General features: G+C 69.9%; 15 protein-coding genes and 1 tRNA gene. 5 read left to right on the forward strand and 11 right to left on the reverse strand.

Going from position 1 to position 24,105, the window contains the following annotated elements; translation table 11 throughout:
• Positions 1-129 precede the first annotated feature (129 nt).
• A complete protein-coding gene (locus CCK91_RS08600; protein ID WP_086473639.1) occupies positions 130-1,326 on the forward strand; it encodes an aminotransferase class I/II-fold pyridoxal phosphate-dependent enzyme in 1,197 nt (398 codons plus the stop codon).
• Positions 1,327-1,388: 62 nt separating this feature from the next.
• Here CCK91_RS08600 and CCK91_RS08605 read toward each other — a convergent pair whose 3' ends face one another.
• The 4 genes from CCK91_RS08605 to CCK91_RS08620 all read right to left on the reverse strand — a co-directional run bounded on the left by CCK91_RS08605 (position 1,389) and on the right by CCK91_RS08620 (position 5,602).
• On the reverse strand, positions 1,389-2,285 hold the full coding sequence (locus CCK91_RS08605) for a glycine betaine ABC transporter substrate-binding protein (protein ID WP_079705563.1): 897 nt from the start codon (positions 2,283-2,285) through the stop codon (positions 1,389-1,391).
• 71 nt (positions 2,286-2,356) lie between these two features.
• Complete coding sequence (locus tag CCK91_RS08610; RefSeq protein ID WP_086473640.1) at positions 2,357-3,364, reverse strand: ABC transporter permease; 1,008 nt, start codon at positions 3,362-3,364, stop codon at positions 2,357-2,359.
• Complete coding sequence (locus CCK91_RS08615; protein WP_086473641.1) at positions 3,361-4,722, reverse strand: quaternary amine ABC transporter ATP-binding protein; 1,362 nt, start codon at positions 4,720-4,722, stop codon at positions 3,361-3,363. Before CCK91_RS08615 ends, CCK91_RS08610 begins: the two co-directional genes overlap by 4 nt.
• Before the next feature lie 397 nt (positions 4,723-5,119).
• Entirely contained in the window at positions 5,120-5,602 is a 483-nt protein-coding gene (locus CCK91_RS08620; protein WP_079705560.1) for an Lrp/AsnC family transcriptional regulator, read from the reverse strand.
• Positions 5,603-5,771: 169 nt separating this feature from the next.
• Between CCK91_RS08620 and ald the strand changes: the two genes are divergently transcribed.
• Positions 5,772-6,875, forward strand: a complete 1,104-nt coding sequence (gene ald / locus CCK91_RS08625) for an alanine dehydrogenase (protein WP_086473642.1) — start codon at positions 5,772-5,774, stop codon at positions 6,873-6,875.
• 83 nt (positions 6,876-6,958) lie between these two features.
• Here the strand turns inward: ald and CCK91_RS08630 are convergent.
• From CCK91_RS08630 to CCK91_RS08640, 3 genes are all read right to left on the reverse strand, one after another.
• Positions 6,959-7,032, reverse strand: a tRNA-Met gene (locus tag CCK91_RS08630).
• A gap of 144 nt (positions 7,033-7,176) precedes the next feature.
• Positions 7,177-10,101 (reverse strand): UPF0182 family membrane protein, encoded by a 2,925-nt coding sequence (locus tag CCK91_RS08635; RefSeq protein WP_119863549.1) that lies wholly within the window; start codon positions 10,099-10,101, stop codon positions 7,177-7,179.
• A gap of 71 nt (positions 10,102-10,172) precedes the next feature.
• Positions 10,173-11,303 carry a YlbL family protein gene (locus CCK91_RS08640; RefSeq protein WP_086473643.1) on the reverse strand — a complete coding sequence of 377 codons (1,131 nt, stop codon included), beginning with the start codon at positions 11,301-11,303 and terminating at the stop codon, positions 10,173-10,175.
• Positions 11,304-11,468: 165 nt separating this feature from the next.
• On the opposite strand from CCK91_RS08640, the gene CCK91_RS08645 reads away from it, so the two are divergent.
• Together CCK91_RS08645 and CCK91_RS08650 are read left to right on the forward strand one after the other, a co-directional pair.
• Positions 11,469-12,821, forward strand: a complete 1,353-nt coding sequence (locus CCK91_RS08645; RefSeq protein ID WP_086473835.1) for a zinc-dependent metalloprotease — start codon at positions 11,469-11,471, stop codon at positions 12,819-12,821.
• Positions 12,822-12,908: 87 nt separating this feature from the next.
• Entirely contained in the window at positions 12,909-13,778 is an 870-nt protein-coding gene (locus tag CCK91_RS08650; RefSeq protein WP_086473644.1) for a TOMM precursor leader peptide-binding protein, read from the forward strand.
• Here CCK91_RS08650 and CCK91_RS08655 read toward each other — a convergent pair.
• Both CCK91_RS08655 and nudC read right to left on the reverse strand, forming a co-directional pair.
• Complete coding sequence (locus CCK91_RS08655; protein WP_086473645.1) at positions 13,666-15,399, reverse strand: ATP-dependent helicase; 1,734 nt, start codon at positions 15,397-15,399, stop codon at positions 13,666-13,668. The genes CCK91_RS08650 and CCK91_RS08655 overlap by 113 nt on opposite strands.
• Before the next feature lie 25 nt (positions 15,400-15,424).
• On the reverse strand, positions 15,425-16,363 hold the full coding sequence (gene nudC / locus CCK91_RS08660) for an NAD(+) diphosphatase (RefSeq protein ID WP_086473646.1): 939 nt from the start codon (positions 16,361-16,363) through the stop codon (positions 15,425-15,427).
• Between the two features lie 63 nt (positions 16,364-16,426).
• Here nudC and CCK91_RS08665 point away from each other — a divergent pair, with 63 nt between their 5' ends.
• On the forward strand, positions 16,427-17,686 hold the full coding sequence (locus CCK91_RS08665; protein ID WP_086473647.1) for a phosphotransferase: 1,260 nt from the start codon (positions 16,427-16,429) through the stop codon (positions 17,684-17,686).
• Here the strand turns inward: CCK91_RS08665 and CCK91_RS08670 are convergent.
• Positions 17,596-20,904 (reverse strand): ATP-dependent DNA helicase, encoded by a 3,309-nt coding sequence (locus CCK91_RS08670; RefSeq protein WP_242664468.1) that lies wholly within the window; start codon positions 20,902-20,904, stop codon positions 17,596-17,598. The two genes, CCK91_RS08665 and CCK91_RS08670, sit on opposite strands and share 91 nt — an antisense overlap.
• Positions 20,868-24,053, reverse strand: a complete 3,186-nt coding sequence (locus CCK91_RS08675) for a UrvD/REP family ATP-dependent DNA helicase (RefSeq protein ID WP_086473648.1) — start codon at positions 24,051-24,053, stop codon at positions 20,868-20,870. Before CCK91_RS08675 ends, CCK91_RS08670 begins: the two co-directional genes overlap by 37 nt.
• Positions 24,054-24,105: the final 52 nt, after the last annotated feature.

Below are 24,105 nucleotides of genomic sequence, written 5' to 3' on the forward strand. Positions count from 1 at the left end.
GCTTCCCGTGCTGAGCTGAGTGTTTCATTCGCGCCCGCTGTGCGCCGGCTAGGGCTTCGCCGCAAGGACCTGCGCACGGTGTCCTAGATTGGGAGCGGCCCGCGCCCGCGGCCACGGAGGGAGATCGACATGGTGGTTGACGGACCCTGGCGGCGCACTGCCGAAGGCGCCGGCCTCGTCGACGAGGACGGACACGTCTCGTCGACGATCTTCGCGGAGATGAGCGCGCTCGCGCTGCAGACCGGAGCCGTCAACCTCGGCCAGGGGTTCCCCGACGAGGACGGACCCGAGGCGGTCCTCGCCGAGGCGGTCGCGGCCATCGAGCGCGGCGAGAACCAGTACCCACCCGGCCCGGGCACCCTCGACCTCCGCACCGCGATCAGCGAGCACCAGCGACGGTTCTACGGTCTCCAGCCCGACCCGCAGGGAGAGGTGCTCGTCACCGCCGGAGCGACCGAGGCGCTCGCCGCGACCCTGCTCGCCCTCGTCGAGCACGGCGACGAGGTCGTGACCTTCGAGCCGTTCTACGACGCGTACGGCGGACTCATCGCCCTCGCCAGCGGCCGGCACCGGACGGTCAAGCTGCGCGCACCCGACTTCCAGCCGGACCCGGACGAGCTCCGCGCCGCCGTCACCGACCGGACCAGGGTCATCCTGGTCAACACCCCGCACAACCCGACCGGCACCGTCCTCGACCGCGCGACGCTCGACCTGATCGCCGAGTTGGCGGAGCGCCACGATGCGATCATCGTGACCGACGAGGTCTACGAGCACCTGACCTTCGACGTCCGGCACGTCCCCATCGCGACCCTGCCGGGTGCCGCCGGACGCACACTCACGATCTCGTCCGGTGGCAAGACATTCAGCACGACCGGCTGGAAGATCGGCTGGTTGAGCGGACCCCGCGAACTCGTCACGGCCGTCACGACGGTCAAGCAATACCTCAGCTACGTCAACGGCGCACCGTTCCAGCCGGCGATGGCGACCGGACTCCGACTGCCCGACGCCGCATTCACGGCCATCGCCGACGGCCTGCGCGGCAAACGGGACCTCCTGAGCGCGGGCCTCTCCGCCGCCGGTTTCGACACCTTCCGACCGGACGGTACCTACTTCATCGTGGCCGATGCGACCCCGTTGGGCTTCGACGATGCTGCAGCGTTCTGCCGGGCACTGCCCGAGCTCGCCGGTGTCGTGGCGGTGCCGATGTCGGCGTTCTGCCTCGACCGGCACGACCCGGACTACGCGTCACTGGTCCGGTTCGCGTTCTGCAAGCGCGTCGAGGTGCTGGAGCGGGCCGTCGACGGCCTCGCCCGACTCCGCGGCTGACGCCCTGATGCACAAGACAACGGGCACCGGATCGCTCCGGTGCCCGTCGTCTCATCGATCCGCTACTTGGTGAGCGAGTCCACGTACTCCTGGTTGTCGCTGATCCACTGCTTGACGACGGGCGCGTAGTCCTTCGAGTCACCCTCGTTGAACATCGCGTTCTCGAGCGAGAACAGTCGCTCCGAGTCGAAGTCGAAGTCCTTCAGCCACCCGGCGAGCGTCGGGTACTCGTCCGCGAAGTCGGCCTTGCCGAAGCTGTGGATGCCTTCGGCATCTCCGAGGGCGCCCTTCGGGTCCTCGAGGTCCTTGATCGGGAACGCGTCGTAGGCCCAGTGCGGACGCCACAGCGTGACGGCGATGTTCTCGCCGGCGTCGGTCGCGGCCTTCAGCTCCGAGAGCATGGCAGGAGTGCCCGAGGTCAGGAACTCCCAGTCGTCGAGGCCGTACTCGGGGATGACCTTGTCCTGGGTGGCCTCGGTCAGTCCGGCACCGGGGTCGATGCCGACGAGGCGACTGTCGAAGAGGTCCGCGTTGGCCGCGAGGTCCTCGAGCGAGTCGACAGGGGCGTCCTCGTTGACGGCGATCGTGAGCTTGGCGTCGGTGTTCCAGGCGCCGAGGTCGACGACGTCGTCACCGAACTTCTCGATGTAGCTCGCGTGCGTGGTCGGCAGCCAGACGTCGAGCGTCAGGTCGTAGTCACCGGTGCTGAGGCCGGAGAACACCGGGGCGGGCTCCGCCTCCTCGAGGGTGACGTCGTAGCCCTGCTCCTCGAGCACGGCCTTCCACAGCTCGGAGGCCGCGATGCCCTCGTCCCAGCCGCTGAACACGGCGATGGTCACCGCCTGCTTGTCGCCGTTCTCGAGCGTCTCGTCCGAGGCGCCCGCGGAGCAGCCGGAGATGGCGAGCGTCGCCGCCGCCCCCGCTGCGATGGTGGTTGCGATCTTCGTGCGGTACTGCATGTTCGATGATTCCTTTCGTCCCGCGTGACGCGGGGATCGGTGTCGTCGGATGGAAGCTGTGTGCCGGTGGGTCACCGCACGGTGGTCGGCGACTCGGCGGGAGTGCGCTGCTCCTCACCGGAGGCGGTGCTGTCAGTCGTCGTGGTGCTCGAGGCAGGCGCCGGTCGGATCCCGCCGGGCGAGGACGGGGCAGCCTTCGTGCGCTTCCCGCGCTGCTTGCGACCGCCGCCGAGGGAAGCCGTGAGACGGTCCAGGAAGATCGCCAGGATGACGACCGACAGGCCCGCTTCGGAGCCGAGCTGGATGTCGATCCGGGAGAGGCTCTTGACGACGTCGCCACCCAGGCCGCCGGCGCCCACCATGCCGGCGATGACGACCATCGAGAGCGAGAGCATGATGACCTGGTTGACACCGGCCATGATGTTCGGCATCGCGAGCGGCAGCTGGATCTGGCGGAGGATCCGCCAGGAGGAAGCGCCGAACGCGTTGCCGGCCTCGACGACCTCGCGGTCGACGTTGCGGATCCCGAGTTCCGTGAGACGGACGGCCGGGGCCAGCGCGAAGACGATCGTCGCGACGATGCCCGGGACGACGCCGATGCGGAACAGGATGAGCGCGGGGATGAGGTAGACGAACGCGGGAGTCGTCTGCATGAAGTCGAGCAACGGCCGGATGATCGACGACGCGACCTTCGAGCGCGCCGCCAGGATGCCGAGTGGGATCCCGATCACGATGGCGATGAGTCCGGCCACAAGCACGAGCGAAAGCGAGTCCATCGCGTTGTCCCACTGCTCGACGCCGACGATGATCAACAGCCCGACCGCGGAGCCGATGGCGAACACCGGGCCCCGTGCGACGAAGGCCAGCAGGGCGGCGACGATGATGATCACCCAGAACGGCGGACCACTGAGCACGAGGTCGACGCCGTCGTACAGCCCCTGGAAGACGCTCCGGATGACGTCGAAGACGGGCTGGAAGACGTCGGTGATGAAGTCGACGAAGGCTTCGACCCACGCACCGATCTCGGGGCGGGTGATGGCGTCCAGGAACCCGGACGACTGGAGACGGATGCCGTTCATCGGACACTCCCTTCCGGCAGGCTCGCTGCCGGTTCGGCGGCGCTGGTCTCGATCGACGAGGTCACGTCGTCGGGGTGCTGCGGGTCCTCCGCGGTCGACCGCAGGGTCGCCGTGATGAGCTCGACGGGCACCGTCGCCGGCGGCCCGACGAGGCTGATCTCGTCCGTGTTGGTCGGGACGTTGCCGACGGCGGCGAGCAGGGTCACCCGCGGGACGACGCCCAGCAGGCGCGTCCGCTCGTCCACGACGGCGACGGGCAGGGCACTCTCGACGGCGGACTCGAAGAGGTCGACGAGCGCCGCCTCCGGCGAGACCGTGGCGAGGTCGGCGGTGATGACGCTGCCGAGCTCGTGGTCGCCCGCACGGACGAGGCGCAGCACGTCCTTGTCGCGGACGACGCCGAGGAGCTGCCGACCCGGACCGACCACGAAGGCGGTCGAGGTCTGCAGGTCGCGCATGATGCGCAGGGCGGCCCGAGGTCCGGCGGACGCGGAGACGACGGAGCGCGCGGGTTCCATCACACCACCGGCGGTCAGGACGCGGGCGCGGTCGACGTCCTGCACGAACTGGGCGACGTAGTCGTTCGCCGGGTCGGTCAGGATGTCGTTCGGGGTGCCGACCTGGACGATCCGGCCGTCGCGCATGACGGCGATCCGGTCGCCGAGGAACATCGCCTCGTTGAGGTCGTGGGTGATGAACACGATGGTCTTGCCGAGCTCGGCCTGCAGCTCGACGAGCTGCTCCTGCATCTCGCGGCGGATGAGGGGATCGAGCGCGGAGAACGCCTCGTCCATGAGGAGGATGTCGGTGTCCGAGGCGAGTGCGCGGGCGAGGCCGACGCGCTGCTGCATCCCACCCGAGAGCTGGCCCGGGAGCTTGTCCTCCCAGCCTGCGAGCCCGACGCGCTCGACGACGGCCTGGGCCCGCTCGCGTCGTTCAGCGGCCGGCACACCCTTCACCTCGAGTCCGTAGGCGGCGTTCTCGAGCACCGTGCGGTGCGGCAGCAGGGCGAAGTGCTGGAAGACCATCGAGATGTTGTCCTGTCGGACCGTACGCAGCTGCTTCGAGGACACCCCCGAGATCGGCTTCCCGGCGATGGTCACGGTGCCCGCCGTCGGTTCGAGCAGGCCGTTGAGCATCCGGATCAGCGTCGACTTGCCCGAGCCGGAGAGGCCCATCACGACGAAGATCTCGCCCTGTTTCACCTCGAACGAGGCGTCGATGACAGCTGCGGTGGTCCCGCCGGAGGCGAGTTCGTCACGCGAGGCACCGGCCTGCAGGCGTTTCACGGCTTCCTTCGGCTTCCTGCCGAAGACCTTGTACAGTCCCGTCGCGGAGACGGCAATCGTTTCGGTCATGTGTTCTCCTGGAAGCGCACGCGGAACCGCGGTGCGCTCTTCCTGTCGATCGTCAGGCCGGGTCGAACGGCTCTCGATCCGCCCCATCGGCGCACTGATGGACAGCGCGCGGGCTCGGATCACGTGGGGCGACAACGGCTACCGCGTGGCGTTCGACCGTACGTCCAGCACGCCGTCACGGGGCGACAGGGGGCGGGACGCGGTTACGTAGGTCAGCCCTTGCGGGCCGTCGACAACGCTAACGAAACTCACAGCTGCTGGCTAATCGAGGATCCCCCAAAAGGCGGACATCGCGCACGGCCTCCCTGGCAAAACCGAACATGGTCAGGGTTTTCCGCCGAACTCCTTCGTTATGCGTTCGTGACCTTCGCCCGGCCGGTACCGGCGTGGATCGCCCTCACTCCCCCACCGCGACGCCGATGAACGAGTGATCGAAGACCAGGCTCGTGCGGGTCGAGGCGACCGTCGGATCGGCCGACAGATGCTCGACGACGAAGTCGCGGATGTGGGCACTGTCCCGAGCCGCGAGATGGATGACGAAGTCCTCGGAGCCGCCGAGGAAGAACACCTGCACGACCTCCGGGAGCTGTCGGATGCCGGCGCTGAACTCGGCGATACGGGCGCGAGCCCCTGCCCTGATGTTGACGCTGATGAGCGCCTCGAGACCGAGCCCGACCGCGACCGGGTCGATACGCGCCGAGAACCCCGTGATCACGCCGCGATCGACGAGCGACCGCACCCGGGCGACGCACGTCGAGGGGGCGATGCCGACGAGCTCCGCCATGCGGGCGTTCGTCATGCGCGCGTTCTCCTGCAGGAGCCGCAGCAGTGCGTGGTCGACGTCGTCGAGGTCCGCCCGCCCGTGCAGATTGTTCGTCATCCTGCGCCCACTCTCCTCTTCAGCCGAAGCATCATCGAATACAGACATGAATTCCGCGAAAGCTGCGGTGTTCATCCGGCTGAAACGCAGCAACCTCAGAATAGTCGCACACCGTCCACCGACGAGCGGGAGAGCCGAGCCTTGGCCCAGCCTGCGAGAGGAACCAGCCATGCGAATCGGCATCCCCACGGAGATCAAGAACAACGAGAACCGGGTCGCCGCGACACCCGGCGGCGTCCACGAACTCGTCCGGCACGGCCATGAGGTCATCGTCCAGGCGGGCGCCGGCCTCGGGTCCGGCAATCACGACGAGGCGTATCGCGCCGCTGGGGCGACCATCGCCGCCGACGCGGCCTCCGTCTGGGCGGCAGGCGACCTCCTGCTCAAGGTGAAGGAGCCCGTCGCCGCCGAGTACGGCTACCTCCGTGCCGACCAGACGCTCTTCACCTACCTCCACCTCGCGGCGGACCGCCCGCTCACCGACGCCCTGCTCGCCTCTGGGACCACCGCGATCGCCTATGAGACCGTGCAGCTCCCCAATCGCTCGCTGCCGCTCCTGCAGCCGATGAGCGAGGTCGCAGGACGATTGTCGACGCAGGTCGGCGCCTACCACCTCATGCGCGCCACCGGTGGACGCGGGATCCTGCTGGGCGGCGTGCCCGGAACCCCCAAGGCGAAGGTCGTCGTCATCGGCGGCGGGGTCGCTGGCGAGCACGCCGCAGCCAACGCGCTCGGCATGCAGGCGGACGTCACGATCATCGACATCTCCATCCCTCGCCTGCGCGAGCTGGAGAACCGCTTCAGCGGACAGATCCAGACCAGGCCGTCATCGGCGTACGAGATCGCGGAGCATCTCCGCGACGCCGACCTCGTCATCGGCTCGGTGCTCATCCCCGGGGCCCAGGCCCCGAAGCTCGTCACCGACGCCATGGTGGCGGACATGAAGCCCGGCTCGGTGCTCGTCGACATCGCGATCGACCAGGGCGGATGTTTCGAGGGCTCCCGGCCGACGACGCACGACGACCCGACGTTCCGTGTCCACGACAGCCTCTACTACTGCGTGGCCAACATGCCCGGCGCCGTCCCGGAGACCTCGACGCGCGCGCTGACCAACGCCACCCTCCGGTACGCACTCGCCATCGCCGACCAGGGCACGGGAGAAGCGGTGGCGGCCGACGCAGCGCTCCGCGCGGGCGTCAACATCCACGCGGGTGCGGTCACCAACGCCGGCGTGGCCGCGGCGTTCGGCCTCCCCGTCGCGACGATGGGCTGACCCACCGCTCGCCGACCGCGGGCGGCCATCCCCCGAAACGACGAAATCCCGGTCTCGAGGAGACCGGGATTTCATCTTTTCTGTTGCAGGGGCAGGATTTGAACCTACGACCTCTGGGTTATGAGCCCAGCGAGCTACCGAACTGCTCCACCCTGCGGCACAAGAGATAAACCTAGCATGCATTCTGAGGGCGCGCAAATCGCGTGCCGTCAAGCACTCCGATTCCGGCCGAATCCCTCCTCCTGGAACGCCGAACGGCGCCGCCCGTCAGGGCGACGCCGTTCGGATTGCAGGCTCGGAATCAGCCGTTCAGCAGTGCCAGCGCCTGCGCCAGTGCGTCGGAGATCTTCTTGTCCGCCACCCCGTAGGCAGCCCAGTCACCGCTCGCCATGGCCGCGTCCTTCTCGACCATCGCGGCCTTCGCCTGGTCGAGCAGCGTCTTGATCTGCGCGTCCACCGTCGGGTCACCCGTGCTCGGGGTCGAGCCGGTGTCGGTTCCACCGCCGGTGTCCGTGCCGTCCGTCGGGGGCGTCGTGCTGTCTCCGGGGACGTTGGTGTCACCCGCATCCGCACCCGAGTCGCCGCCGAACAGGACGTCGAGCGCCTCGTCCAGCGTGTCTTCGAAGGCGATCTGGTCGCCGAAGGCGACGAGCACCTTCTGCAGGAGCGGGAAGCTCGTGTCGCCGGTGGACTTCACGTAGACCGGCTGCACGTAGAGCAGACCGCCACCGACCGGCACGGTCAGCAGGTTGCCGTTCAGCACCTCGGTCTGGCCCTGCTTCAGGATGTTGATCTGGCTCGACACGCTCGGATCGGAGTCGAAGGTGTTCTGCACCTGGCCGGGGCCCGGCACGGTGTCGTCCTTCGGCAGGGTCAAGAGTCTGATCTTGCCGTAGTCGGAGCTCCGCTTGCCGTCCTCGGCGCCGGCGTTCGCATCGACCGCGAGGTAGCCGGTCAGCACGTTCCGCGACTGCTCACCGCCCTGACGCGGGATGAACGTGGAGTACAGGGAGAAGGACGGCGCGTCCTGCTCGGGCAGCTGCATCGTCAGGTAGTACGGCGGCTGGTACTTCTTCTCCGTGTCGGTCGACTGCGGGTCGTTGGGGGTGACCCACGCGTCCTCGCTCGAGTAGAACGAACCGGCGTTGGTGACGTGGTACTGGCCGAGCACCGAACGCTGGACCTTGAAGAGGTCGGCCGGGTACCGGACGTGGCTCATCAGATCGCCGGACATGTCCGACATCGGCTTGACCGTCGACGGGAACACCTTCTGCCAGGTCTTGAGGATCGGATCCTGGTCGTCCCAGCTGTAGAGCGTCACCTTGCCGTCGTACGCGTTGACGGTCGCCTTCACCGAGTTCCGGATGTAGTTGACGTCGTCGAGCGCGTAGTTCTGCGCCGGCGTGACCGAGTCGGAGATCGTGTCGGACAGGCTCACGGTCTTCGAGTAGGGGTAGCTGGCGCTCGTCGTGTAGCCGTCGACGATCCAGACGATCTGACCGTCCACCACAGACGGGTAGGGGTCGGAGTCGAGCGTCAGGTAGGGAGCGACCTTCTGGACCCGGGTGAGCGGGTCGCGGTCGTAGAGGATCTGCGACTGGCTGTTCACGGAGTCGGAGAGGAAGATCTGCTCCGACTGGAACTTGAGCGCGTAGACGAGCTTCTTGAAGACGTTGTCGAGCTTGGGCCCGCCATCGCCGTCGAAGGTCGTGTAGGTCTGCGACTCACCCTGCGTGCCCGACGGGTAGTCGAGCTCCACCGGGTCCGCGCCCTTGGGAGCGCCGACGATGGAGTAGTCGGGCGACTGCTCACCGAAGTACACGCGCGGTTCGAAGTCGCCGAGCGCGCCGGTGGTGGGGATGCCCGACTCGAGGAAGACCGGCTCACCGGAGGCCGAGCGCTGGTTGCCGTACGCGGCGACCAGACCGTACCCGTGGGTGTACACGACCGTGTTGTTGATCCACGACTGCGAGTTGTCGAGGCCGGCGACGTTCAGCTCGCGGACCGCGACGACGGCGTCCTGCGTCTTGCCGTCGATGTTGTAGCGGTCGACGTCGAGCTGCTTGTCGAAGGAGTAGAACTGCTTGAACTGCTCGAGCTGCGCGACCGAGGCGCTCACGAGCGACGGGTCGATGATCCGGATGTTCGCCGTGGTCTCGGCGTCCTGACGGAGCGCTCCGGGCGTCGCGTCGGTGGTGGCCGCGTACTCCTCCTCCTCGACGTCGGCGATACCGTAGGCGTCACGGGTCATGTCGATGTTCCGCTTGATGTACGGCGTCTCGAGGCTCTTCGCGTTCGGCTCCACCTGGAAACGCTGGACGATCCACGGGTAGAGGCTGCCGACGATGAGGGACGCGACGATGAGCAGCGCGGTACCGACGAGCGGCAGACGCCAGCGGCCGGTGAACGCGGTCACGACGAACAGGACGGCGACCATGAGCGCGATCCCGGCGAGGATGACGCGACCGGGGATGGTCGCGGCGACGTCGGTGTACGAGGCGCCGGTGATCAGCGTGCCGGTGTCGTTCAGTGTCGTGTACTGGTCGAGCCAGAGGCTGACGGCCTGCAGGATCAGGTACAGCGCGGCGAGCACCGAGATCTGCACGCGGGCCGCCATGGAGATCCAGACCTCGCGGCTGACCACCCGGATGCCTCCGTAGAGGTAGGTGACGACGGCGGTTGCGATGAGGGCGATCAGGACGACCGCCGAGGAGAAGGCGACCACGGCCTGGAAGAACGGCAGGTCGAAGAGGTAGAACGACACGTCGAGGTTGAACTGCGGGTCCTTGGTGCCGGACGGGGTGCCGTTCATCCACAGCAGCACCAGCTGCCAGCGCGAGGCCGCGGCGACACCGCCGAAGAGCCCGAAGAGCGCCGGGATCCCGTAGGTCGCGAGTCGGCGGAGCGGCTCGACCACCTGCTGGTAGCGGTCGACCTGCGAGCTGAGCTTCGCGTAGACCGGACGGGTCCGGTAGGCGATCTCGATGGCCAACCAGACGGGGAGGGCCATCCCCACGAATCCGACGAGGAACATGGCGATCGCCGCGATCCACTGCGTGGTCAGGACCTCGGTGAAGCCGAGCTGTTGGAACCACAGCAGGTCGGCGTAGAACCCCGAGAACATGAAGAACCCGATGAGGAGCGCGGCGATGATCGCCACCGTGATCGCGATCGGGGCGCGTCGGCGCTGAGTGGACAGGGGCTTCTCTGCTGCTGCGGATGTCACGTGTGGCCTCTTCAGATAGGGGTCGTCCCACCCATCCTAAAGCGGCCGGGCTGGGAGAGCGCCCGAAGTGGTCAACCGGCCGAGCAGGTGGGCAGCTTGCTCGTGTCGGCTCCGTCCGCGATGGCCTTGAGCGCCGCGATCGAATCGTCGAGGGTCTTCACAGCGAAGACCGTCAAGCCGTCCGGGACGTGTCCGGCGACCTCGTCGCAGTTGCTCTCCGGCGCCAGGAACCACTCGGCCCCGGCGTCCTTCGCGCCGAACAGCTTCTGCCGGATGCCGCCGATCGCGCCGACGTTCCCGTCGGCGTCGATCGTCCCGGTACCGGCGACGTCCTTCCCGCCGTTGAGCTCACCCGGGGTGAGCAGGTCGATCATGCCGAGTGCGAACATCATGCCGGCGCTCGGGCCGCCGACGTTGTCGAGCTGGATGGTGATGTCGACGGGGAGGTCGTAGGTGGTCTTGGTACCGATGCCGATCACGGTCGAGGTCGTCCCGTCGGACGCGGTCGCGGTCGTCGGCGTGATCTCGACGGTGCTCGCCGCTCCCCCACGCATGATGTCGAGCGTGACCGGCTTGTCCGTGCCGTTGGCGTTGATCGCGTCCCGCAGGCCGGCCAGGCCGGTCACCGGCGTGCCGTCGACCGCGACGATCTCGTCGTCGAGCCGCAGTACACCCTGCGCGGGAGCACCCTCCGCGATCTGTGCCACCACGATGTGCTCGGGAACCTCGTACCCGAGCTCGCGCAGCGCCGCCGCGACCGAGTCCTGCTGCGAGTCGACCATGAGGGTCGCGTTCTGCTCGTCGCGCTGCTCGGTCGTGACTCCGGGCGGGAAGTAGAGGTCCATCGGCACGACGGCGCGGCTCGGGTCGAACCAGGCCGAGACGATGTCAAGCCAGCCCGGGCTCCGTTGCGGATTCCCGACCAGCTGGACCGTCAACATGTCGAGCGTGCCGCCCGTGTCGTAGGTCTGCTCGTCGTGGACCTCGATCAGCGGGACGTCGCCGTCATCGCCCTCGGTCGTACCCAGCACGTTGAACACGGGACCCGGCTGTTCGATGACGTACGGCGCGGGTACCGCCGACAGCACGCCGAGGAGGACGAGCGAGAGGCTGAGCACGATCCACCCGAACCGGGCGCGACGGTTGCGACCCTGACCGGTCGGCGCCGAAGCGGTGGGAGCCTCATCGGCGAAGAGCGACATGCAAGCCTTCCGGAGTGTTCGCGGTGGGCGGAAACCCGACCAACCATACCCCGGCGATTCTTCAGCGAGGTGCGACTAGCGTAGAAGGCCCAGCACCGAGCTATCTGAGAGGCGGCTGACGTGCCAGAGGATTCCGACAAGAGTCCGGAGGACGAGTTCCGCGACATGCTCCGCGAGCTCCTCTCCGGCAACGGTTCGTTCGACCCGAGCCAGCTCGCCGGCGCCGCCGGCCTCCCCAGCGATCCGGCCAGTCTCGCTGCGCTCATGTCGCAGCTCCAGGGTGCACTCCACTCCAGTGGCGACGGCATCAACTGGGACACCTCACTCCAGCAGGCGAAGACCATCGCCGGAGACGGCGCCCAGGACACGACGCCCGAGCAGCGTGCGGCGTTCGAGCAGGCGTTCCACATCGCCTCCCTGTGGCTCGCCGACGTCACCGACGTCGCCGAGCTGTCGAGCGAACCGGCCCTGTACACGAGGACGCGCTGGGCCACGAAGACGATGCCGTTCTGGACGCAGCTCGCCGAGCCGGTGGCCACGAACATCGCGAACGCCCTGACCGGCGTGCTCACGGAACGCGCGCCCGAGGAGCTGTCGAGCATGATCGCGAACGCTGGACAGCTCGTCCGCGGGATCGGCGGCACGCTCTTCGCGATGCAGCTCGGACAGGTCGTCGGTCAGCTCTCCAAGGAGGTCGTCTCCGGCGGCGACATCGGCATCCCGCTGCTCGACGACAACGAGGCCGCCCTGGTCCCCCAGAACGTCGCCGACTTCGGCGAGGGCCTCGACATCCCGGCGGATCAGGTCCAGATCTACCTGGCGGTCCGTGAACTCGCCCACGCACGACTCTTCCGCCACGCCCGCTGGCTCCGCCTGCACCTCATCTCCTCGATCACCGACTTCGCGCGCGGCATCCGGATCGACACCGAGCGACTCGAGGAGCTCGCCGAGAGCTTCGATCCGTCGAACCCCGAGGAACTCCGGGAGGCCATGACGAGCGGGGCACTCATCCCCGCCCGAACCGAGGCGCAGGATGCGAGCCTCGCTCGACTCGAGACGACGCTCGCCCTCATCGAGGGCTGGGTCGACGTGGTCACCGCGGCAGCCACCGAGCGTCTCCCCCGCTCCGCGGCCATCGCGGAGACCGTCCGCCGACGCCGCGCCGCCGGTGGGCCGGCCGAACAGGCCTTGGGCGCGCTCGTGGGACTCGAGCTGCGACCCCGCCGCCTGCGCGAGGCTGCGCAGATGTGGCAGCAGGTCACCGACGCCGTCGGTACCGCGCAGCGCGACGCCCTGTGGTCGCACCCCGACCTCGTGCCGACCGCAGCCGACATCGACGCCCCGGAGGCGCTCATCGCGCGCCTCGAAGCGGAGGCCAGGGGCGAGCGTCCCGAGCAGGACGAGATGGATCTCGCGCTCGAAGACCTCCTCCGTGGCGAGGAACGCGGCGACCAGCACGACGACGAGCCCGGTTCGGAGCCCTCCGGCCCGAACGGTGCCGGCGGTCCCCCGGTCTGATCCACAGCGACGCTCCACAGCCGGCCCTTCCGGGCGGGCTGTGGAGAGTGCCGACGCGACCGGTCGTCGAACCGCCATCATCGATGGATGACGACGCGCCTCGATCCCAGGAGACCACTGCTCTGGCGAACCCCGCACAGCCTGCAGGTGGGAGTCGATGAAGCGGTCGTGCTCGACAGCGTCCGGACCGAGACCGAGCAGGTCGTCGCGGCACTGCGTGCCGGCTTCCCGGCTCTGGTCGAACGACGACTGCCGGACGCCTTCGACGTCCCAGCCCAGGAGTTCGATCGCGTCCTCGCGACGCTCGACCCGGTGATCGAGCACGACGGCCCCACCTCCGGACCCGCTGTGACGCACCGGGTCGTCGTGGACGGCGCGAGCCCGGCGGCCGAGCTCCTCCGACGCCTCCTCACCGAGCAGGAGGCGGTCGGACTCCTGCCGCCGGAGTCCGGGTCGACGTCGACCGGGTCGCAGCGCGGCCACGTCGACGTCGCCGTCCTCTTCGCCGACTTCGTCATCCCGCCGAGCCGGTACACGCGTTGGCTGCGCGACGACGTCCCGCACCTGCCGGTCGTCTTCAGCGACCGTGTCGTCCGGATCGGACCGTTCGTGACACCCGGTTCAGGGCCGTGCCTGCACTGCGTCGAGCTGCACCGCACCGACGACGATCCGGCCTGGCCGGCCGTCGCATCCCAGCTCCTCGGGCGCCGCTCACCACTCGACACCCAGCTCCTCGGCGCGGAGGTCGCGACCCGCGTGACCCGCTTGGTGCTCCGACACCTCGACGCGTCCCAGCCCATCCTCGCGAGCACCCAGCTGGTGGTCGACGCCGCGACCGGTGGGGTCAGGCGCCGCGTCGTCCGGGAGCACTCGAGGTGCGCATGCCGAGCTCTGCCAGGAATCGCGACGGCTCGCGTCGACCCCCACGTTGCTGCGTCTCGGACCAGGACAGGTTGAGCAGCCGCTTGGCGCGCGTGATGCCGACGTAGAGGAGCCTTCGCTCCTCGTCCGCCTGTTCGAAGTGTTTCGCGTAGGAGATCGGCAGATACCCCTCGGAGAGCCCGATGAGGTGCACCGCCTCCCACTCGAGGCCCTTCGCCGAGTGCAGTGTCGCCAGCGTGACCGCCTCGACCGTCGGCTCGTGCTGCGCCGCCTGCCGGAGTTGCAGCTCATCCGTGAAGGCCCGGAACGAGGTCCCCTCCGGCGCCTGGTCGACGAGCCCCATGATCGCGTTGAGCGACTCCCAGCGGTCGCGCACCGCGCCGCCGCCGTCGGGCGGGTCCTGGCTCCAGCCGAGCGACCGGAGCACGTCGCTCACAGACTTGAACAGGGGCTCACCGCTGATCGAGACGGAGGCCGCGCGGAGCTGGAGCAGGGCCTGCCGTACCTCGGGCAGCTCGAAGAAGCGCTTGGAGCCGTGCATGACGTAGGGGATGCCCGCTTCGCCGAGGGCCGTCTCCAACGCCGCCGCCTGGACGTTGATCCGGTAGAGCACGGCGATCTCCGAGGCCGGGACGCCCGCCTGCAGCTGCACGAGGATCTCCGAGGCCACGCCTCTCGCCTCGGACAGCTCGTTCGGGTACTGCCGCAGGCCGACCGCCGGCGTCTCGGGCCGTGCGGTCTGGGTGCCCTCGTCGTCTCGTGCGGTTGCCGCTGAGAGGTGCAGTGCCCCCGGGCGACCCCGCATGAGGGTGTTCGCCGCGGCCACGACCGGCGGGGCGGAACGGTAGTTGCGCTCGAGCCGGACGACCGTGGCATCGTGGTACCGGGTCGGGAAGTCGAGCAGGTAGTCGGAACGGGCACCGGCGAAGGAGTAGATGGTCTGACTCGCATCGCCGACGACGCACACGTCCCGTCGTCCGCCCAGCCAGAGTTCGAGGAGTCGGTGCTGCAGCGGCGAGACGTCCTGGTACTCGTCCACGACGAAGAAGCGGTACTGCTCGTGCACCTGCATGGCGACGGCGGGCTCGGTCTCGATCATGCCGGCGCAGGCGAGCAGGACGTCCTCGAAGTCGATGCGCCGGCGCTCGTCCTTCAGCTGCTCGTACGTCTCCTGGAGCGAGACGACCTGCTCGAGGGACAGCTTGGCCGGCAACGGCCGGTTCGACGCCGCATATTGCTCGAGGGTCAGGCCGGACACCTTGCGCCATTCGATCTCGCCCGCCACATCGCGCAGGGTCGCCGTGTCGACCCGCAACCGGAGCCGTTCGGCCGCGTGCCCGAGCACCCGGCCCTTGCTCTCGACGAGCGCAGGCACCTGTCCGCCGACGACCTGGGGCCAGAAGAAGTTCAGCTGCGAGAGCGCGGAGGCGTGGAAGGTCCTGGCGGAGACCCCCTCGGCTCCGAGTGCCCGGAGCCGGCCACGCAGTTCCGCAGCGGCGCGGCTGGTGAAGGTGAGCGCCATGACGCGCGACGCCGTGTACGTCCCGGTCGCGACCCCGTAGGCGATGCGATGGGTGATCGCGCGGGTCTTGCCGGTGCCTGCGCCGGCGAGCATGCACACGGGTCCGCGGAGCGCCTCCGCTGCGACGGCCTGGTCGGGGTCGAGTCCGGCCAGCAGTTCGGCCGGACTGCTCATCGGCGGCCCTCGGTGGTGCCGCGCCTCATCGAGACCAGGATCCGCGAAGCCACTCGTCGATCACGGCTCGTGCGATCGACGACGGTCCGGGGAGGATGACGTCGGTGGCCGGGTCCTCGAGTTCCTCCCGCGTGAACCACCGGAGGTCGAGGATCTCCTGGCCGTCCGGGACGAGCGCCTCCGGATCCTGATCCTCCGCGAGCGGGGCGACGAAGCCGAGCATGAGCGAGCGCGGGAACGGCCACGGTTGCGACCCGAGGTAGACGGGCTTGCCGAGACGCATCCCCGACTCCTCGAAGATCTCGCGGGCGACGGCCTGCTCGAGGGACTCGCCGGCATCGACGTAGCCGGCCAGCAGTGAGTACCGGTTGTGCTCCCACATCGCGTTCGACCCGAGCAGGATCCGTCCCTGAGGATCGACGACCGCGACGATGACCGCGGGGTCCATGCGTGGGAAGAGTTCGTTGCCGTCGACCGGGCAGTGCCGTGCCCAGCCGGCGTTGCGGACGGTGGTCGGCGAGCCGCAGTGCGCACAGAACGGCTCGGCGCGATGCCAACCGGCGATCGCCAGCGACGTCGCCAGGATCCCGACGTCGCGGTCGGACAGCCGGTGTCCGCTCCGGCGGAGGTCGAACCAGCGGTCCTCATCCTCGGTGATCGCGTCGGCATCGGCCTCGGCGAGGACCCACAGCAGGATGTCGGTGCCCGGTGGTGTCCCCGGGCTGTCCTCAGTGGTGCTTCCGAGGTAGACCATGAGCTCCGGCTCGGGCAGCTCCGAGGGATCCAGGAGGTCGAGCGCGTCGCCGGTCACGAGTGCGCGCCGACCGCGGAGGATGACGGCTCGGGTGTTCGGATCGACCCGCAGTCCGTCGAGCACGTCCGGTCGTGAACGGAGCTCGCCGTGACGGTCGAGTCCGCCTCTCGCGAGCGGTAGACCGGCGAGTGCGCGAACCTGAATCGTCATGGACAACCTCTCTGAGGGCGTGGCGAGCGCGGCTCACCGGGACGGCCCCGTACCCTGGATGTCATGGCCAGATCCCATCTCACTCTAGCCGCGTTGGCCACCTCGGCCGTCGCCGACCTCCAGGTCCGCGGGTCCGGCGCGCACACCGCCGGCGGCGAGGGGAACTACGACGCGGCCCGTCTCGTGACGGCCGACGGGCGCGAGCTCATCGTGCGCATCCCGACCTCGCAGCAGGCCGAGACGGAGCAGTCCGCGGACCTCATCGCCCTTCGCGCGCTCACCCCCGGTATCCGCAGCAGGTTGCCCTTCGACGCCCCGACCGTCGTGGGCCAACTGCCCGTCGACGGCACTCGCGCCGTGGTGCTCGACTTCGTGGCCGGCAGTCACCTCGACCCGACCGCGCTCGGCCGCGACGAGGTCCTCTCGGACTCGCTTGGTGCCGCGGTCGCCGCGATCCACTCCCTCCCGACGGCCTTCATCGCGGAAGCGGGCCTCCCGCTGCTGTCCACCGAGCTCATCCGGGCGGACGCGCACCGCATCGTGTCCCGCGCCGCCGAGACGAGGCTCCTCCCGACCGCCGTCCGGGAGCGCTGGCAGGCGGCCGTCGAGGACCACTCGCTCTGGCAATTCCAGCCCACCGTCATCCACGGATCCCTCGCCGCCGACCGGGTGCTCGTCATCCGTCAGGACGGCCACGGCCTCGTCAACGGCGTCATCGAATGGGGCTCGCTGCGGGTCGGCGACCCGGCCCTCGACCTCCACTGGATCGCGACGCTCGGCGTGACCGGCGAGCAGGCGCTGTCCGCCTACGCGGCCTCGTGTTCCCGCGGACCCGACCGCTTCGTCACGCTCCGCGCCCGCCTCTACGCGGAACTCGAGATCGCCCGCTGGCTCCTGCACGGCCGCGACAGCCACGACGAGACCATCGTCGAGGACGCGGTCGCGATGCTCGACGGACTCGTCGACCGCGTGCTCGGCGACGTGACGGACCCCCTCGGTACCACGACCGGACCCGTCCTCGACGTCGACGAGGTCGAGGACATGCTCGACCGCACGCCGATCGGCTCGTCCTCCCCCGGCATCGCCATGCAGACCGACACCTATGACCGGTCAGAGCTCGAGCGTGCCCTCGGCCGCGATCCCGGCGGCTCGGAGGACGACGACACCGACGACGGTGAGACCCACGACGATCGCGACCACGTCGGAACCGACGCGGACGCGAACGCCACGGATCAGATCGACACCTCGTCGTTCGAGCTCTGGGACTCGGCGGCCTCCCCGAAGGACCGCTCCCACTCCGACAGGAGCTCCTCCTCCGAGTAGAGGCGTTCCGGCCGGAGCTGCACGTCGTGGCTCACGTAGTAGAGCACGGCGTCGATGCGCTCAGGGTCGACCTCCCGGTGGTGCGCGTAGGCCAGACGGTAGAGCGCGAGCTGGAACGAGGCGTTCCGCACGTCCTCCGGCGTCGTGGGTACCGCGCCGGTCTTCCAGTCGACGATCTCGAACCGGTCCCCGCGCTCGAACACCGCGTCGAGCTTGCAGACCACCACCCGTCCGGTGTCGCCGAGCGGCACATGGATCTCGGTCTCGACCTCGATCGGTCGGACGTCCGCCCATTCCGAAGCGAGGAACCGCTCGGTGAGCTCGTCGAACCCGATCCCCTCCGACGCCTCCGGCCTCGGGCGTTCGACGTCGAGCTCCTCGGGGAGCGCGTCGACCAGCTCCTGTAGCCCGAAGCGCCCATAGTGCGCCTCGACCCACGAATGGAACCGGGTCCCGAGACGGGTCTGCCGGTAGGGCCGCTGCGGGACGGGGCGGCGCAGACGTTCGAGTGCGGCCTCCGGTTCCGTGACGAACTCCTTGAACTTTGACGCGGGGATGCGCACGGGGAGCTCACCGCGCGCGGTCGTCGTCGCGGCACGGCGTCGTTCCTCGAGGAGCAGTGTGAGCTCGTTCTCGAGAGGGCCGAGGGTCGCGAGCAGCTCGGCCTCGGGCCGCCCGCGCCGCTGGTCGACCTCGGCCGCCGCCCGCTCGACGACGCTCCGACGCGCTCCGAGCGGATCGAGTGGCCAGTCGAGGACCGCGGCACCGGAGTCGACCGGGTTCTCCTCGAAGGCGGATGCGGCGGGGAGCGGAGCGATGACGCCCGCCGCGGCCAGCTCAAGGAGGTAGGTGCTCGCAGCACGGGGCCGCTTCCGATCGCCCGACCAGAACGAGCCGGTGAGCAGGAGGTTGTGCTTGGCGCGGGTCACCGCCACATACGCGAGCCGGCGTTCCTCGTCGAGCGCGCGTTCGCCGAGCGCCTCCGAGAAGGCGAGCTGAGCGTCGACGACCTCCTTCCGTGTCTCGGCCGTCCGCCAGGCGAACTCCGGCAGCTCCGCCGCGTCGCCGCGGAAGTCGTAGGGCAGCGTCCCGAGACGCACCCAGCCCTTGCCGTCCTTCGGTTTGGCGGGCAGTTCGTCGACCACGAGCCGCGGGATCGCGACATGGTCCCACTCGAGGCCTTTCGAACCGTGGATGGTGAGCAGTTGGACGGCACCCTGGTCGGGTGCGTCGCTCGCCGGTCCGAGGTCGTCGCGGGCGAGCGAGCGGTCGATCCACGCCAGCAGGCTGCCGAGCGTCACCTGCTCCTCCGCCTGGATGAACGAGATGACCTCGTCGTGGAAGGCCTGCAGTCTGGCCGGGGCGCGCGCCGCGGAGCCGGTCGACTCGTTCGCGACGACCTCGATGTCGAGTCGCAACTCGCGTTCGACCGCTCTGACGAGATCGGGGAGGCCGCTGCCCGCGCGACGCCGCAGGGAGGCGAACACCAGTCCTGCCTCCCGGAGACGCGAACGCGCCTCGTCGGTGAACCCGGCGGCGAGGCCGGCCGGCACGCGGTCGGCGGCGATGAAGTCGAGTGCGTCGATGATCGACCGTCCGTCGTCGTCGGCGACCGACTCGCGGAGCCGGGCGGCCAGTTCGGCGTCATACCGCTTCGTCTTCCAGTCGATGGCCTGCAGGTACCGGGCCACCTCCACGAGGTGACCGAGGTCGTGGACGCCGATCCGCCAGCGAGGCCCGCTCAGGAGCCTGATGAGCGAGGACCCCGCACCGGGATCGTGGATCACCCGCAGTGCCGCCGTCACGTCGACGATCTCCGGCGAGGAGAGCAGACCGCCGAGGCCGAGGATGTGGTGGGGGACGCCGAGCGCGGCGAGGCCGTCGGCGAACTCCTGCATCGGTCGACGCGCCCGGAACAGGATCGCGGCCGAACCGGCCGGGTCTCCCCCGCGTTCGGCGAGCAACCGGTCCGCGCACCACTCGGCGACCACCCGGATCTCCTCGGCACCGGTCTCGGGGAACTCGACGGCGAGGGAGCCCGCCCCGGCGCCGGGCTTCGGCTCGAGGTCGAGGACTCGCAGCTTCCCCGCCGTCTGCGCCTGCTGCTGCAACGGGCGGACGAGGACGTTCGCGGCTTCGAGGACCGTGCGGTCGTTCCGCCAACTCGTGGACAGGTTGAACTGGGTGGCGGCGACCTCCCGACCGAAGTCGCGGGAGAACCGTGCGAGGTTCGCCGCGCTCGCGCCACGCCAGCCGTAGATGGACTGGTGCGGGTCGCCGACCGCCATGACGGGGTGGTCGGCGAACAGCGTCGACAGCAGTCTGGTCTGCACGACCGAGGTGTCCTGGTACTCGTCGAGCAGGACGACGCCCGCGCGATCGCGTGCGACGGCGGCGACCTTCGGCGAACGCTCACAGGCGGCGAGCGCGAGGGCGATCTGGTCGGAGAACTCGACGAGTCCCTGCCGACGCTTCTCGTCGGCGTACCGGTGCGCGAGGTCGAGCAGGACCGGCAGGGCACTCACGACCTCGACGGCCTGGTCGATCTGCGCGTACGCCCCGCGACCACCGTCGGGGAGCTCGCCGATGCCGACGAACCGTTCCACGAAGCCGAGCAGCTCCTCGGTGGTACCGTCGATCTCGGCGAGCTCATGGCTCAGCGAGAGGACGAGCTCGGCCACCTGGTCGACGGACTTGCCGAGGGTGGCGAGCCGTTCGTCTCCGTGCCGGACCACGACGCGCCTCGCGAGTCGCCAGGCGGACGCCTCGGACAGCAGCACGGATTCGGGCTCACGGCCCACCAGGAGGGCGTTGTCGCGGAACAGGGCGTTCGCGTAGGCGTTGTAGGTGGACACCTCGGGACGGTCGAAGAGTGCGTCGGCCGCGGGATCCAGGATCCCGATGTCCTGCAGGGCGGCGATCCGCTTGCCGATCCGTGCCGCCAGCTCACCCGCAGCCTTCCTGGTGAAGGTGAGCCCCAGGATCCCGTCGACGCTCACGTGCCGGTTGGCGAGTAGCCACACGACGCGCGAGGCCATGGTCTCGGTCTTCCCGCTCCCGGCACCGGCGACGACGAGCACCGGCGCCATGGGGGCCTCGATGACCTCGACCTGCTGCGTCGTCGGTTGTGGGAGGCCGAGCAGTCCGGCGAGCATCTCGGCCGAGTAGGTCTCCTCCGCGCTCACGAGCTCACCGCCGGGACGACGTGGATGGCGCACTCACCGAACGCGAACGGGTCATGACAGTGGGTCCCGACGCGAGCCTCGAACACCGCGCCCGCCATGCCGACCGCGTCCGCCAGAACACGCTCGCGGAAGCGCTCGAGGGCTTCGTCGTCGAAGGCGGGCTGGGCCGGGTCGTAGTACTCCTTGCGCTTCGTGCCGGCCGACACGACGATGAGCTTCGCGCCACCGCTCAGCAGCCCCTCCGTACCGGTGATCGCACCGGACGCCAGCGCGAGCTGGTAGGCACCGAGCTGCGCCATGTCGGCGACCTCCCGGTCCTGTCTGGGCGCCGAGCCGCCGGTCTTGAGGTCGGCGATCACGACGCGTCGCGTCCCGTCCGCGTCGGGCACGAGTTCGACGCGGTCGACCGAGCCGCCGAGCACGGCCGCGCCGCCCAACTCGCCGATGGGGATGCGGAGACTGAACCGGCTCTCGTTGCCGATCGAGGTCACGCCCGCCCGCTCCGCGTCGTGGAGGTACGCCGACAGCCGGTGGACGAGTTCCGCCGCACGCCGTTTCGTCGCCGCGCCCTCCCAGGCCGCCTCGAAGTGGAGTTCGTCCCAGCGGTCCTCCACCGCTGCCCAGAGCGCGGCCTCGTCGGAGGACTCGGCGTGCTCGAGCGCGGCGTGCACGATCGTGCCGAGCCCGGAGGCGAACCCGGAGGCTCCGCCGCCCAGTCGGGCGATCGCCCAGTGCAGCGGGCACTCCTCGAAGGCCTCCATGCGGGACGGGGAGACCGGCAGCTCCTCGACGGCGGGGTCGTGGAGCGGTGCCGTCGAGCTCGGTGCGGCCACGCCGTACCACTCCTCGGTCGGAGCGCCGGGGACTCCCGCTGTCGCGAGGATGGCCAGGGCCGAGGCGGACGCGGCACGCTCGGCCGGGTCTGCGGGGCGGATCCGCCGCGTGAGCGAGCGACGCAGGGTGCCGACGAGGCCCCGGAGCGACAGGGGCGACAGGGACGCCCGGTGCGGATCGGGTTCCGGGAGCAGCGTGAGGAACGGGCTCGCCTGGTGGTCGTCGTCGACGACCGCGACCACCATGAGCGACCGGTGCGCACGGGAGGTCGCCTGGGCGAAGAGTCTGAGCTCGTCGTGGAGGACCGCGCGTCGTGCGTCCGCCGTCGCCGTGGCCGTGCCCTCCAGCAGTTCCACGAGCTCCGAGGCGCCGAGCAGTGAGTCGCGGACCCGCAGGTTGGGCCACACGCCGTCCTGCATGCCGGCGACGACGACCGTGTCGAACGCGGTCCCGACCAGGGCGGCGGGCGTCGCGATCGTGACCGCCTCCCGGAGGCCCGTCGGCGCGAGGGAGTCGTCGCCGACCGTCTGTTCGAGCAGGCGGTCGAGGAAGACGGAGGCCGGGGTGTCGGGCTCCGCCTCGACGAAGGTGCGTGCCGCATCGGCCAGCTGGGTGATCGCGTCGAGGTCGCGGTTCGCCTCCTCGGCTGCCTGACCGCTGCCCTTCGACAGCGAGACCCAGGATCGCTCGAGCCTGCTCCGCGACCAGAGGCCGTAGACGAGCTCCTCGGCGGACGCGCCCGCCGCCGCCTGCGCGCTCGCCTCGGCGAGGCTGTCGGCCAGTGAGCGGGCGCGGGCGGCGGAGGGCGTCTCGAGTCCGATGAGTGCACCGGGGACGGCGAACGCCTCCTCCAGCAGGCGGTCCGCGCTGCGGTCGAGGCCCTCGGCGAGATCGGCGTGGCGGAGCGCGGCCCGGAGTCGCCTGACCCCGATCGAGTCCAGTCCGCCGAGCGCACTGTGGAGGAGTTCGGTCACGACCTCGGCGTCGAGCGGCGTCCGCCCGAGCGCCACCGACATGGCGAGGAGGACCGACCTGACGAACGGGTGGTCGCGCAGCGGTGCTCCGCCGGTGCTCGCCCGGGTGGGCACCTCGAGGGAGGACAGCCCTCGTTCGATCGCCGGGATCAGCCCGCCGCTGCGGACGACCACCGCCATGTCGGCCCACGCGACACCGTCGAGGACGTGGCGCTCGCGGAGGAAGCGTGCGACGACCGCGATCTGCTCGGCCGGGGAACCGGCCGCCACCGTGACGACGGAGTGTTCGGGCACCTCGGCGTCATCGACCGGTGATGCTGCTGTGCGGTGGAGTCCGGCGCCGGCCGTGCCGATGCGCTCGGCGACGCCGCGGACCGTCGCCCGGATGTCCGGTGTCCCGCGGTGGACCTGCCCGAGGACGAGCGTGTCCACCGGGCGTCCGAGCACCTCGGCGAACCGCCCGAGGGCGTCGGCACGGGCACCGTGGAAGGCTCCCGTCGTGAGGTCGGGGTCGCCGAACGCGACGATCGTGACGCCGTGTCGGGCGAGCGCGGCGAACAGTTGCAGAACGCCGTGGGTCGCCTCCTGGGCGTCGTCCACGAAGACCACCCGCAGGCTGCCGAGCACGCCCGTGCCCGGTTCCTGATCGTCGAGGAGCCGGACGGCGCGGGCGAGGGCCGCCGCGGGCGTGAGGTGGCCGCGCCAGTCGTCGGCGAGGAACCCCTCGATGAAGCCCGCTGCCGCGACCCACTCGGGACGCTCGTGCTCCGTACCGAGCCGACGCAGCTCGGCGGGCGCGACGTCGTGCTCGACGCTGCGTTCCATGAGGTTCCGGAGCTCGGTGCGGAACCCCTGCAGGCGCCTGACCTCGGGACCGAGCTCGGAAGGCCACAGCGGGCCGGTCGCGTCCTGTTCGTCGCCGAGGAGTCGCTCGGCGATGGTCTGGTCCTGCTCGCCGCCCGTCAGCAACCGTGGTCGTCCTGAGCCGGCGAACGCCCCGGAGCCCGCGATGACCTCGAGTGCGAGGGAGACGGCGGTGCGCGCCAGGGATCCGGGTGTGGCGCGCGCGACCCGTGCCTCGAGGCGGTCGCGGAGGACCTGCGCCGACGACCGGGAGGAGGCGATGACGAGCACCTCGTCGGTGCGCAGACCGCGCGAGTGGACGCGTTCCGCCACCGCTTCGATGAGCGTCGTGGTCTTGCCCGTGCCGGGAGCCCCGAGCACGACGGCGGACCGGTCGTCCGCGAGCCGCAGCACGGCCTCCTGCGAGTCGTCGAGCCGGACGCCCCTGCCGACAGCCGGGTCGCCGATGGGCGTGCGGTCCGCGTCACGGACCGCACCCGTCGGATCGTCGGAGGCGTCGGGAACGGTCATGGTCCGCACGTTACCGGAGGCTCCCGACATCACCGCGACGGCCGACCGGCGT

This window comes from Plantibacter elymi (nom. nud.) (genome assembly GCF_900177795.1).
Classification (GTDB): domain Bacteria; phylum Actinomycetota; class Actinomycetes; order Actinomycetales; family Microbacteriaceae; genus Plantibacter; species Plantibacter elymi.